The sequence below is a fragment of the Pseudoalteromonas sp. SG44-5 genome (assembly GCF_014164175.1).
Lineage (GTDB): Bacteria > Pseudomonadota > Gammaproteobacteria > Enterobacterales > Alteromonadaceae > Pseudoalteromonas > Pseudoalteromonas nigrifaciens.
In genome coordinates this window covers 212699-226647 of record NZ_JACJES010000003.1, presented here as the reverse complement: position 1 = coordinate 226647, position 13949 = coordinate 212699, and the positions used below count along the sequence as shown (strand labels likewise).

The following is a 13949-nucleotide window of genomic DNA, read 5'->3' as shown; positions in this document are numbered from 1 at the left end:
ATTATCCTTGTGATCCAGTAAATTGCTTTTTAATTGTGCGCCAGCAATCAGTGTAGTTAGTTTGGCGCTCTTTGCCCTCAAGAGCGTATTTAGTTGGGGATATGATATAACGTGATTCAAACATAAATGCCAGCGTATTATCATAACGTTGTGGCTCAAGCTGGGCATTAGAGGCTTTGTCGAACACGTCGGCTTCAGGTCCATGTGGCGACATACAATTGTGTAGACTCATACCCCCAGGAACAAAGCCATGCTCTTTAGCATCGTAAACGCCTTCTATTAAGCCCATAAATTCACTCATTATATTGCGATGAAAGTAAGGAGGGCGAAAGGTGTTTTCGGCCACCATCCAGCGTGGAGGAAAAATAGCAAAATCAATATTAGCCACGCCTTCAGTACCTGATGGCGATGTAAGTACGGTAAAAATAGAAGGATCTGGGTGATCAAAGCTCACTGTATTCATTACATTAAAACGTGCTAAGTCATATTTATACGGCGCACTGTTACCGGTCCACGCAACTACATCTAGAGGCGAGTGGCCGATATCACAACGAAACATGTTGCCGTTAAATTTAGCCACTAATTCAAACTTACCTTCTATATCTTCAAAAGCAGCAACTGGGTATTGAAAGTCACGATCGTTGGCAAAACCGTTAGAGCCGACCGGGCCACGCTCAGCTAATTCATACTGATGGCCATAGTTTTCACAAATATAACCGCGCGCAGTCGCTGTTAATAGTTGTACCTGAAACTTTATACCACGGGGAATAACCGCTATTTCGCCCGCTTTTATGGTTAAATTACCACACTCAGTTTTGAGCAATAATTCACCTTGCTGCGGTACAAACAACATTTCGCCATCGGCATTATAAAAATAACGTCCGTCCATCGATTTATTAGCAACATAAACATGAATACCAATACCGGTTTGGCCATTTGCACTACCATTAGCGGCCATAGTAATTAAGCCATCAATAAAATCAGTTGGTTGCTCTGGGATATCGATAGGGTTCCAGCGCAGCATAGTTGGTGGAGTTACTACTTCGGTAATAGGCGCAGTGCGAATTAAGCCATTATCCATTGCGATATAATCGCCTTGAATAACAGAGGGACGAATACGGTACAGCCAACTACGACGGTTTTGTGCACGCGGCGCAGTAAACGCGGTTGTACTAAATTGCTCTGCATATAAATCGTACTTTACTTTTTGCGGACTAAATTGTCCGATAGGCAATGCACCAGGCAAAGCTTCGGTTTCAAACTCATTACCAAAACCAGTCATGTATTTTAATTCGGTAGCCATTAGCAACTCCTGTGAGAGTGGGGTAGTTTAATCTTGTTATTATTTAAGTTAAGATACTCTCAAGTGAGACTAATTTCAAATTGCGTAAGTTAATTCACTGTAAATAATAATGAACAGTCATTTCCAGTTGAATTAAAACGCAGGCCCAACGAGTGGTGCTACAACGATGAAGATCAATTTAGATACGTTTTTACCTTATCAATTAACCAATATAGCTACGCTTGTGAGTAACGATTTTGCCAAAGTGTATAAACGTGAATTTGGCTTAAATATTCCGCAGTGGCGCATACTCGCTAACTTAGCGCAATATGGGCAAAGCACAGCTAAACAATTATGCACGCAAGCTGATATGGATAAATCAACGGTATCAAGAGCGGTAAAAGCATTGATAACTAAAGGTTTTATTTGCAGCAAAGTGAATGAGCAAGATAAACGTGCTGCATTTTTAATGCTATCTGATGAAGGCGAGACTCTGTATAAAAAAATCACCCCTGAGGCACTTGCATGGGAAGCGCAGCTCCTAAATACACTCAGTGACGATGAGCGCCAGCAAATAATGAGCATTTTTGATAAATTAAAACATCAGTTACAGCCATAAAAAAAGCCCATCATTAGATGGGCTCTAAACTAATTAAAATTATTACCTAATTTTAATTAGAAAGTGTATTTTACGCCTACACGCATTTCCCACAGAGATGGTTTAACATCAATGCTTGCACCCGATGGGTTATTAAAGCTGTTAAACACATACTGTCCATTCACAATATCTGCAGAAACAGCACTTTGAAATGAATTACCTGTTTCTAGCACGCCCCAATCGTCATTCAGCATATTACCGATGTTTTTAATTACAAAGTAAGCTGAGCCTTTTTGATCATCAGTAAAGCCCATAAACTCCTGCTCAACTTTGAAATCAAGCGTCACCCACCAATCACCATCAATACTATTACGCTCTTGGATCTGACCACGAGCTAAACCTTCACTATTAACCCACTCATCAAACGCTGCTTTATCAAAGTTAGCGCCGTAAACAACTTTACTATCATCTAAGGTAGGTACATATAGTAATTGACGACTGCTGTCATTAAAGCCTAAGCCACCAGAGCGAGAGTCAAACGCATAAGAATAAGGACTGGTTTGCGATGCCTGACCAAATAGATTGAACTTAGTGTCATAACCATCAAATATTTCATGGTTATAAGATAAGCTCATAGTAAAGCGATGTGGAATTTCGTAGTTTGATGCAGCAAGCCCTGGGTTTTCTGTATCTGATACTGCAATATTATGGTAGTTAGAAAATGCAACAGAGCTTGTCATTGGATGCACATCTTTTGCTACTGTATAAGCATAAGAAAGCGCTAAATCAATGCCGTTATCAAAAGATTTATTCATTGCTATGGATAAAACATGTGAATATGCGTCGTCACCTTTAACATTAGTTAGCATTAGATCAGACTCACGAGGATGTAAATCATCACTGTAAACAGGGCGGCCATCAGGTGCTACTGAACTTTTTACATTTGCCAGGTTGCTAATAATTGCGGAGTCTTGTTTGTCGGTATATAGATAATCAACATTAAATACATACTCACTCTCGGTAATATAAGTACCACCTAGCGAGAATTTCCACTCAGAAGGGATTTCAAAATTAGGGTCTGTTACATTGGTGCTTGCATCAGCACTGCCTTGACCAACATTATCAAATAAGTCTTGTGGGATATCGTAACCAGGCTGACCATTACCGTTAAATGCAATAGCATTAGGGCCTAAAATTTGTAGGTTTTTTTGGTTTACCTGAATATTACGCACACCATCATTAGAATAGCTGTTAGATACCCATACGTTAGGGTTACCACCAGAGTATAAGCCGACACCACCACGAAGTTCTAACTGATCGTTATAAATCCAGTTAACGCCTAAACGCGGTTGTAACAAATCTATACCGTCTAAGTTTTGGCTATTAGAAAAACCATAACGATCTTCAAAATTTTGGTTATGAGTTGGCTTGTCATCGCTGGTATACCAGTCGTAACGTAGACCTACAATGAATGATACATCGTAATCGATTAACTCAAACTTGTCTTGTGCGTAAAGAGTGTTAAGTGCGTACTTAAATTCACCCGCTGCATCATCAGGGTTATGACTTGAAGCATTACCATAATAAACACGCGCTACACCATTTTCAAAGTCTTCGATAGAGTTAAAACGATACTCACCTTCATTATGCTGTACGAATAAGTTAAATACATCTAGCTCTTCACGTTCGTAACCAAATGAAAGCTCATGATCTTCTAAGTAGTATGTACCGGCTAGTTTAAGAGATAAATTATCATACTTGAGTTTATTTGCTTGACGTGAATCATCTGGGCCAAGATAAACATCTATATCACCTGTATCAATACGGAATTCACCAAATCCTGAAGCAGCATCTAAAGAATCTTGGCGGTTATCTAATTTTGAGTAACCTATACGCATTTCTGTTGAAAAGTTATCTGTCCAATCAGAGTAAAGTGAGGTGACATAAGATTGTAGCTCAGCGCCACGCTCATAAAAGTGGCTTGATAATGCGAGTTCATTTGCATCAGCATCTGACTGCGCTAAACTAAAGCCATCATTATAGTTATACACAAAACTAGCACGATGATCGTTGTTGATGTTCCAATCTAGTTTAACTAATATTTTTTCATCTTCAACAGGCATGCTAGGCGTCATATTGCCAGCATCGTAATTATAGTTATCTTTAGCTATTTGGGTTATACGATCCACAGTTGCTTGATTAATTCGACCATTCGCAAATGGGGTATATGCAAATATTTGTGCGCCTTCAAGTTTTTCATAAGAGGTAAATAAAAATAGTGTATCTTCAATTAGTGGCAATCCAACGTTAAAACCATAACGCTTTTCTGAGTAATCACCAAGTTGCTGTTTATTACCTTTAATGGAATCGCCCGACATTGAGTCGTTAGTATAATCATAGAAGAAGCCACCAGTTAATTCGTTGGTACCTGATTTAGTCACTGCATTGATATTACAAGAGGTAAAACCACCGTATTGTACGTCAAATGGTGCTAGTTCTACGGCAACTTGTGCAATAGAATCAAAAGAAAAAGGCATTCTTTCGGTAGGGTAACCACTTGAGTTAAGGCCAAAGTTATCGTTCATACGAACACCATCAACCGTTAAGCTATTAAAGCGAGGGTTACCACCACCACAATTAATTGCACCGGCATTTGTTTCGTCGATATAAATACGAGGATCGGCGCGAATAATATCTTTTAAATCACGATTAATTGCAGGTTTGTTTTCTAAATCATCTAATGTGAAAAATGTAGCTGGACCTGTACTACCTGATTGTGAGCTTATTGGTGCGCCGCTTACAATGATTTGTTCCATTTCTTGTGAGCGAAGAGCAACGGTTACAGGGTAAGTTTGTCCTAGCGTTAAATAAATATCTTCAACTTGAGTATCTTGATAAGTATCAGAATCAACAATTATTTTATAAGGACCACCAACACGCAATCCCTTGGTCGAGAAGTTACCTTGTGCATTAACTGTTGCGGTCTTTGTTGAACCTGATGGTATATGAATAATTGTAATTTGAGTATCAACAGCTGGATTACCATTTGGACCCGTAATCTGACCTTTAACAGACGATGACGTTTCGTTGGCGATTGCAGCACCACTTACGCCTACACAGGCTGCAATAGCGAGTGATAGAGCTGTTTTACGAAGTTGAGTTTTCATTTTGTTTTCCCATGTAGTTTATTAAACTTTTTATATTTATAAAGTATTTGCACTAAACAAACGAATCAAATTCATGCAGTACTAAATCTATACATATTATACATTAGTTTATGTTTACAAATAAGCTACAAGTGTAATGTTTTTTATGTTTATAGATTAATGCTACGGATTATTAATGTTAATAATGAAATGTTCGTGTTGTAAAAGAGAGTAAATACTATTTATGACAAATAGATGAAAAAGGGAGTTTAAATGAAAAAACCCATTACAAAGTTGTAATGGGTTTAACTAATATAAAGCGTAATGTTTTATTAGGTATTAAAACTTATAGCTCACACCAATTTTAGCTTGCCATGCAGATGATGACGTAGAAATTTGGCTATAATTGCGTACATCAGCACCGTTATGACGATTGTTGATAATGTATCGGCCTTCATCATCTATTCCAGCTAGGTCATATACAGCTTGATCAGAGTAGCCTAAACGCTTTTCAACACCCCAGTCGCTATTAAGTAAGTTAGCAAAGTTATCAATCATAAAGTAAACCTCACCTTTATGGCCTTCAGCAAAACCTGGGATCTCTTGTTTAACACTAATATCCATAGTAGTAACCCAAGGTTGAGTTCCTGTATTACGGTTTAGAATTTGGCCACGCTCAGAAATACCAGCACGGTTAAGTAGCGTTTCAAGTTCGCTCCACGACAAACCAGATTCATCCCAGTTTACATTTGCATCATCAGCACCCGTTGGGATGTATGCAAGGTAAGCCGAGTTTGAATAAAAGTCACGTGTATCGCCTAAATCATCTTTTTCATAAAGACCCATTGTATAGCTAAATGGGCGGCCAGAGCGACGCTCAAAGTACATGTTAAACTTGGTTTGGTAGCCAGAAAAAAGCTCAGTATTATAGCTCACATTAACCTTAAAGCTATGCTCCACTTCGTAAGCACCACGCTGTGCTAAATCAACATTACGGCTTTGTGTTATTGTATGTTTATAATTACTTTGTGCTTGTGATGATGAACCACCTGAAGCTTCTGTAATATCTTGATGTGCATAACTGGTAGATATATATAGGCCGTTATCCCACTCTTTAGCAAGTGCAGTAGAGAAGATTACCGAGCGCCCATCTTCAGCTGAGTTGGTCATTGCTATATCAAAGTTATCTTTTAAGTCACCTTCGTAGATACCTTCATAAATAATACGATCGCCATCAGCGGTTGTTCCAACAGGTTTGATTGCTGTGTTATGCCATACAGCCTCATTTTCTTTTTTATGGTAGGCAATTTCTGCTTGCCATTTAAAGCCATTACCTAAAAATTCTGAGTCAAATTCATAATCAAAACCAACTTGCGCACGGATGCTTGAAGGTAATTTAAAGTTAGGATCAATATAGTTAGTGCTACCCGCACCTTGTACTAATGAACCTTTTATTTCGTCTGGAACTTGAGTGAAATCGACGTTATTATTTGCATAGTAACCATCAATTACGCTTTGTGGTGCGTCAACAAAAGTAAGACCGTCTTTTTGGAATGAGTTGTTATACCAAACGTTAGGAATACCGCCTTGGAAACGACCTACGCCACCATTGATAGTAAGAGCCTCTGTTGCATAATATTTGAAACCAACACGAGGTAAAATAATATCTACACCATCAAGGTTTTCTTGGTTAGTAAAACCATAGGTTTCTAAAAACTTTTCATTCAATGTTGGTTTATCGTCAGATGCCAAACGCTCATAACGTACACCCGCAGTTACTTCTAAATCATCAGTAGCATAAAACGTATCTTCTACGTAAAGAGCAAACTGACTGCGCGTTGCATCGTAAGCAGTATCTGCTGAGTTGTTGGTATAGGCATTACTGTAAGTAAAGTCATGTTTACCTTTGTAATTACCTACTTCGCGGTTTTCGAAACCAGCAAAGTTATCAAACTCCCATGAGCCTAAAGAGTTGGCTGCAAATAAATTATATAAATTTAAAGATTCATACTTAGCACCAAACTTAATTTGGTGTTCGTCTAATAAGTATGTGCCATCAAAAGTTAGTGTTAAATTTTCAGTCGCTGCTTTATTGGCATGACGGTATTCATCAGTACCAAACTGATAAGCTGGTCCACGGAAATATTCTTCAACTTTAACACTACCAATTTTAGAATTAGTGATGCTGTCAGATGTTACATCTTTATAAGCAATACCAATTTCAGTAGAGAAGTCTTCATTCCAATCTGAGTAAAGCTTGGTAGCAAAGTTGTTGAATTTAGTCGCGTAAGTGTAACGATTTGAAGCAAGTGAAACGGTACTGCCACCAGTACCAAAATTACGCTCGTCTTTATCGTCTTGCCATTGGTATGTAAAGTCTAAACGATGGTCATCGTTGATGTTCCAGCTTAACTTAACCAATAATGACTCATTGGTGTCTTTAGGGTCGCCACCAAGAGAATCTTGCATACCGTACACGTTATCTAATATAGATAAAAACTGATCAAAGCTTTCTTTGGTTACATCATACTCATTAGCAGCACCAGAGCCTTCAAAACCATAGTCTAAATCTAACTCGCTCTTCCATGCATTGTAGTTTACAAAGTAAAAAAGCTTATCCTCTAGTATTGGTCCGCCAAAGTTAAAACCGTAACGCGCTTCTGTTTGGATTGGCTTTACTTGTTCAGTAACAAATGTTCTGTGGCCATCTTCATCTAAAGCTGGTCTGCCATTTGCGTATATTTGTGAAATACTGTCTACATCCCCCGCCATATCTGGGGTTGATGTTTCGTAAAAACCAGAGAACTTAAATTCGTTAGTACCTGACTTTGTTACTGCATTTATAGTACCGCCACCAAAGTTGCCTTTAGCTGCTGAAAAAGGAGATACGTCTACAGAAATTTGTTCAATTGCATCAAGTGCAACAGGTGGCTGCGCTGTAGGGTAGCCGCCATAGTTCAAACCAAAATCGTCGTTTTGGCCAATGCCATCAACAGTTAAGCTATTACTACGTGGATTATTACCAGCAAAGGTTAGCTCACCACTACCATTAATGCTGGCAAGTGGGTTTAAGCGAGCAATATCTTTAATATCGCGGTTAAAACTTGGCATGTTTTGAATTGTATCTTCGCCAAAAGAGCTGCTAGAACCACCTGATTGTTGTACTATTTTATAGCCAGAAACTTCAATTTTTTCCATGTTTAATGGTCTAAGCTGAGAGTTTAAGCGATAAGTATCACCTAATTCTAGGTAGATGTTTTCAAGCGTAGTGTCGTTAAAAGTATCAGAGTCGATTATTACTGTATATGGACCCCCAACACGTAAACCATTAGCTATAAAAGTACCACTTGAATTGGTTGTAAGTTCACTTACAGTTCCAGTAGGACCATGAATAACTTTAATTTTTACATTTGCAGCACTTTCACCAGATGGAGTAGTGATTTTACCGCGCATTGCAGATGACGTGTCAGCAGCCATAGCACTTGCAGAAACACCAAGAGCTAAAATAATTGCTCCGGTTAATTTCGAAAGGCGAAGTTTATTCATTATGTTGTTTTCCCGTATTAAAAGTTACTTAGTTAGTTGTTTTTTCGCTAGTTTGCATCTTAAGTGCACTGACTAACGGTGTTGCTGATTCATCAAATAAACTATTTAATAAACCGGCGAGTCTTATTCCGCTTTGTTGCAGCCGAATTTTAATTATTGGCATATGGTTAAAAATGTAACTATAGCTAATATCTGTTTCATTTTTATTATAGATTGATTCTGCTAAGTTGTTTGATTCTACTAGCCAACTAGTAGGGGTACTGGTTAGGTACTCGCTAATTAAAGTTTGATTATTAGTATTGATAAAGTCAGCAAATTCAGTATATGAGAGGTTTTCGCCTTCAATTAACTTACTGTCCCACAAACTGTGTAGGTTGGTTTCTTGACCAAAGTGCTTCACTTTAATATTGTTACCACCACGGTCATCTGCACGCCCAGCATGAAAAGGCTGATGGCTGTCGCCTACCAGGTGTACTAAAAAGCGTAAGCTAAACTGCTTAGCATCTAATGAACTTTGCTCGTCTTGAAGTACTTTAATTGAGTAATGAATACCTTCAAGAATGTTGGTAACAGATTCTTTGTTTTTTGTATGAGAATGATTGAGTGAAATAGGTTTGTTTGCAGATGTATTAATATAATGCCAGCGTGATGATTTTCTTTGCCAAAACTCACCAGGAGCAGAGCGCATTTCATCTGGCCAAGTAGACACTTGTGCTAAAGATTCATTATTTAATAACGGCAAAAGTTTTGTTTTTGTTGTCTCACTTAAGTGAGACTCTGCTATTTTAGCTATGATCCTGTGTCCATTTTGACCCCATGCATGGGCATTAGTACAAACAAGTACAGCACTGACAACCAGCGTTGCTTTAACTGAGGACATTAAGTTGTTACGCATTTGGTTTCCTTCAAATTATTATAGGGTCAAAATCACTAACCCGGTCAATTGTCCTTGTTTATTTGGAAGATAGGAAGGCGTTAAGAATATTTATATTAACTTGTAGGTAAATCAATTAAATCAGATGCTTATAGTTAATAGGTAAAATTACTTATTGCAATAAGTAATTAAAATTGTTCAAATAGGCTAATAATAATATTAGGATGTTTTGTTTGAACATTAAATGCGTCATTTACAATAAAATGCTGTTAATTGTATTTTTATATTTGTTAATTGTTTTGGTGTGGGTGTGTGGTCAACTAAGTGTTGATAGCAGTGAGTTACGCTTTGTAAAATTAATAGAAACATCAATTGAATGCCAAACATCTGCAATTAAAAATGAAAACCAGTTAATCATTTTTGCACCATCAAAAAAAATAGCAGGTACATTAGCACATAGCTTGTGCACCGATGAGGTGGTAGCTAAGCAGTACGGTTCGGTTGTAAGTTACTGGCGCTATAACACGACGGAAAGCTTTGAATTTGTAGGAAAAGGCATTGCAGATCTTATTTTAACTAAAAACAATATTATGGAAGCATTTAAAGCCGAGACTACCTATAACTACCAGCCTGTAGTTGGGTTTTCTGATTACACTGCATTTTTTATTTCGGCTAAAGAAAAACCTAAAATAACAAAAGAGTACTTTTTGGGTAAGCGTATTGGATTATTAGATTATCCAACCAGTCGCTCAGGCCATATATTGCCCAAGCAAGTATTTAAAGAGTTGGATATTAACCTCGAAAACTTAAATATTATTTATGCCAGCTCTCATGATGCCTTACGTGATTTATTGGCTAACGGAAAAGTAGATATTATAGCTTCGTTTTGGCAAGAAAGTGATACAAACCGCTTTTCAAAAAACTATATTACACCACTAAAAAATAACATTGCAGGCACGCGTTGGTATTTAAAAATGCCACACAATAATACCGATTTATTGTGCTCGGTACAGGCGCATTTATTAGCCATGTCGCAAGAGCAATCTCTTCATTACTATAAAGGTGCGCAGTCATTTTGGCAGTGTGATAATGACGTTGTAACTTATAAGCGAGATGAAGTATGAGTAAGCAGTTATTTTCATTTATTACGCTATTCATTTTTTTGTTACTTTGTAGCGTATTTTATTACTCAGTAAGCTATAAACAACAGCAAGTGCAAAAGCTTAATATAGCCACGATAGAAAAGCAGGTAGCGCTGGACTTACCTTTACTCGAGCTATCTAATGACCTGCTTAAGTACTCCAGTAATATAGATAATATAAATAGTTATTTAGAGCAGTTAAATTCGCAACTAATCGGCACTAATTTGTTATTGTTAAATATTGTCGCTGATAAAAAGCTATCAACCACATTAACCGGAGCGCAGTTTTTTACGCGTTTAACGACCAGTATTGGCCCTGTTTTTTTAGTTTTTGATATAAAACCACAGCCATGGCCGTGGCGTTATATTTATTATTATGTCGCTATTTTTATGTTAAGTGCTTTTGTTAGCCACTGGCTGAAAAAGGTTATTACAATAGAGCAAAAAAGTAAGCAGTTAGCTACGCTGCAGCCTGAACCTGTTGAGGAAAGTAAATCACCCGTGTTAGTTATTAATCTAAATACTAAAACGGTGTCAGTTAATATTAATCCGCAATACCAAGTATGTTTAGCAAATAAACCACTTAGTTTTTATTTAGCGCTTATTGAATTTTGTAACAATAATAGCGATGTTGTGCTCAGCCATAATAAAGATGTACCTGGTGAGCTAATTGAATTAGCTAATAAATATTTTTATCGATTAGTAGAGCTGGGACACACGATCCGCAAGCGCCCTAACTTTAATAATAGCCTTGAAAAAACATTGAGCGAAATACGCGCGGCGTTAGATGAAGTGTTGAGTGAATACCCGCAACAAAAAGAAATTTTTTATCCGCCTAAGGCATTTGGAGAGGGTTCTCGTTCGCGGCTACACAGTTACGGGTTAGTTAATATTGTTAAAGGCGATTTAGAAATAGTAGGCAAGTAATATTAGGGTCTGTTTATCTTTCAAGGTTGAATTTGCAGCAGTGTGTTTGGTATTTAGGCAAGTTAGAGCCTATGTGATGTGGTTATTCCCCATAAATAGGCGATAACGTAGCATCAATGCCAAACATGCGCTGCCCGAAGGGTTCTGCCTAGGGGCGATGCCTATATGGATGTAGGTAAGGGGCGTGAGCAGGACGCGGAAGCTTTGCTTGGTTTTTACTTATTCTTAAATGAATGTAAGCCAGTAGAATAATGCAGGAGCAGTTATCGAGCCCACTAGGTTACAAACCTCACGCCGTGATTAAATCGCCCCTAGTTTGAACAAATTTTAATCCGCAAAGGTCAACAGACCCTCGTTCCTACTATCTCCAAAATATAGATTATTTAGGGGCAAACTGGGCCGCATCTATCGGGCTGTGCTCTGCAAAAAAACGCTTTAATGCGTTAGAGTCTGTTTCATCAGTAACTACAAAACCTTTTGCTGTGGTTAGTGCAGGGTAGCCATCACCACCTGAGGCGTTAAAGTTATTAATGCTCATACGGTAAGTTTTACTTTTATCTAATGCTTGCCCATTTATTAATACCTTTACTAAGGTGTTGTTTTTATGCTCAAACGATAATTTGTGGTACTGCATGTAAGCGCCTGAATCAGGCGGGAAACGCGTTACAACTTCTAAATATTGCCATAAATCTTCTCCTGCAATATCGATATAAGCCACTCGATTTTGAAACGGTTGAGCTTTTAAAATATCTTTATAACTTACTTCGCCTGCAGCAATACTGTCGCGTACACCGCCGCCACTCATAATACCAAAGTCAGCATCGGTACTGTTCATTTGCGCTTGAATAATAACGCGAGCTAAATTTGTTTGTTGGTAGCGTACTTTATTGCGATCGCCCTCAAGTCTGGCATTTACATAACCAATTTTACCTTCAATTTGTTTAGCGCCTTTTTCCTGATACTCGGCTAAAAATGCGTTTAACTCTGGATTAGGCTCAATGTACTCGTTAGCTAATACACTAGACGTTGTGCCATTCGCGTGTTGTTTATCAACATATAAATTAACGGGTAGCAGTTTATAATTTAAGAGGGTTAGCTGGCCATTTTCAAGTTTAAATTCGGCTTTACCAACATATTTACCCCATTCGTGGGCTTGCATTATCCAAGTGCCATTTTGTTGATCGGGCGTGCAGGCTAGGCCGGGTTTAAAGTTATCGTCATTTACGTTTTTAGCCGCCATACATACAGGCTCTTGAGAGTGACCACCGATGATCATATCTAAGGTGTTAGTTGGCAGTGAGCGCGCAAGTGTTACATCTCCAGGCGCATTAATTGCGTGGCTGGCATCCACATAATGCCCCATATGAGTGAGCGCAATAGTAATGTCGGGGTTATATTGTGCTTTAATTTTTTGTGCTAATTGTGCCGTGATTTCGATTGGATCTTTAAACTCTAATTGGCGAATATATTCGGGATTACCTATTTTGGCTGTATCAGTGGTGGTTAAACCTATAACAGCAATACTCAGCCCATTTTTATTAAATACTTTATAGCTATCAAATACATTTTTACCGGTCGATTTTTCAAATATATTTGCCGATAAAAAAGGAAAGTTAGCCCATTGCTGTTGCTTTTTAAGCACGCTCATCGGGTTATCAAATTCATGATTTCCAAGGGCCATCGCATCATAACCAATTAACGACATGCCTTTAAAGTCAGGCTCAGCGTATTGTAAATCTGACTCTGGAATGCCGGTATTTATATCGCCACCTGAGAGCAGCAGTACTGTATGCCCCTGCGCGATTGCTTTATTGCGTAGCGAGTCAATCAGGGTTTTACGGGCAGCCATGCCATACTCACCTTTTTCATTGTGCCAAAAGCGACCATGATTATCGTTAGTATGCAGTACGGTTAAATATTGTGGGGCGGGGCTAGTGAGTGTAGTACTACACCCAAGTACACTAAAAGCAATGACAAACAAAAAAATTATGCGCATAAAACACCTATTGATTAAAAGCACTTACGTTTATTGGCGCATAGTTTAACTAGTTTGCTACAAAAACACACTTTTACATTCTTTAATCACACTTTAATTTTTTAGTAGCAGCTAACTCTCTACGTTTTAGCTCTTCGCTGGCATATCTGGCTTTTTGATGATTAATACCTACCATCCAGATTAAAAAACTAGCAGGTAAGCGTGTGTAGGGCTCTCCCTTATGTAAACCAAAATCACAAATTTGGTTGTTTTTTTCTGACATTACAATTCTCCATTTACGAATTTGCAGAGGAATCATAACAAAAATAAAACAATTTATAAGTGCATTTTCATTAAACAGCGTTTTTACAAGGATAAGTTCAGTAGGAAGGTGATGAAATGTAATTAAGTTGTAACCGACTTGGTTTGAATTGTATCAGGGGCTATTTTGCAGTCGATT

Annotated in this window: 9 protein-coding genes; 3 read left to right on the top strand and 6 right to left on the bottom strand. The window is 38.0% G+C overall.

Translation table 11 applies throughout. The features are described from left to right. Position 1 precedes the first annotated feature (1 nt). The gene (gene hmgA, locus H5079_RS05645; RefSeq protein ID WP_182683659.1) at positions 2-1303 is read right to left on the bottom strand and encodes a homogentisate 1,2-dioxygenase; all 1302 of its coding nucleotides are present in this window, start codon (positions 1301-1303) and stop codon (positions 2-4) included. Between the two features lie 166 nt (positions 1304-1469). Here hmgA and H5079_RS05640 point away from each other — a divergent pair, with 166 nt between their 5' ends. Continuing rightward, a complete protein-coding gene (locus H5079_RS05640) occupies positions 1470-1901 on the top strand; it encodes a MarR family winged helix-turn-helix transcriptional regulator (protein WP_182683658.1) in 432 nt (143 codons plus the stop codon). Between the two features lie 56 nt (positions 1902-1957). Here H5079_RS05640 and H5079_RS05635 read toward each other — a convergent pair whose 3' ends face one another. The 3 genes from H5079_RS05635 to H5079_RS05625 form a co-directional block, all read right to left on the bottom strand. Then, a complete protein-coding gene (locus H5079_RS05635; protein WP_182683657.1) occupies positions 1958-5047 on the bottom strand; it encodes a TonB-dependent receptor in 3090 nt (1029 codons plus the stop codon). Positions 5048-5365: 318 nt separating this feature from the next. Further along, entirely contained in the window at positions 5366-8572 is a 3207-nt protein-coding gene (locus H5079_RS05630) for a TonB-dependent receptor (protein ID WP_182683656.1), read from the bottom strand. 28 nt (positions 8573-8600) lie between these two features. Continuing rightward, positions 8601-9467 carry a S1/P1 nuclease gene (locus H5079_RS05625; protein WP_182683655.1) on the bottom strand — a complete coding sequence of 289 codons (867 nt, stop codon included), beginning with the start codon at positions 9465-9467 and terminating at the stop codon, positions 8601-8603. Positions 9468-9679: 212 nt separating this feature from the next. On the opposite strand from H5079_RS05625, the gene H5079_RS05620 reads away from it, so the two are divergent. Further along, entirely contained in the window at positions 9680-10570 is an 891-nt protein-coding gene (locus H5079_RS05620) for a hypothetical protein (protein ID WP_220488943.1), read from the top strand. Then, positions 10567-11514: a hypothetical protein gene (locus tag H5079_RS05615; RefSeq protein WP_182683653.1), complete on the top strand. Its 948-nt coding sequence runs from the start codon at positions 10567-10569 to the stop codon at positions 11512-11514. Before H5079_RS05620 ends, H5079_RS05615 begins: the two co-directional genes overlap by 4 nt. 379 nt (positions 11515-11893) lie before the next feature. Here the strand turns inward: H5079_RS05615 and ushA are convergent, their stop codons facing one another. Next, positions 11894-13510: a bifunctional UDP-sugar hydrolase/5'-nucleotidase UshA gene (ushA, locus tag H5079_RS05610; RefSeq protein ID WP_182683652.1), complete on the bottom strand. Its 1617-nt coding sequence runs from the start codon at positions 13508-13510 to the stop codon at positions 11894-11896. A gap of 82 nt (positions 13511-13592) precedes the next feature. Then, positions 13593-13772, bottom strand: a complete 180-nt coding sequence (locus H5079_RS05605) for a hypothetical protein (protein ID WP_041454917.1) — start codon at positions 13770-13772, stop codon at positions 13593-13595. Positions 13773-13949 lie beyond the last annotated feature (177 nt).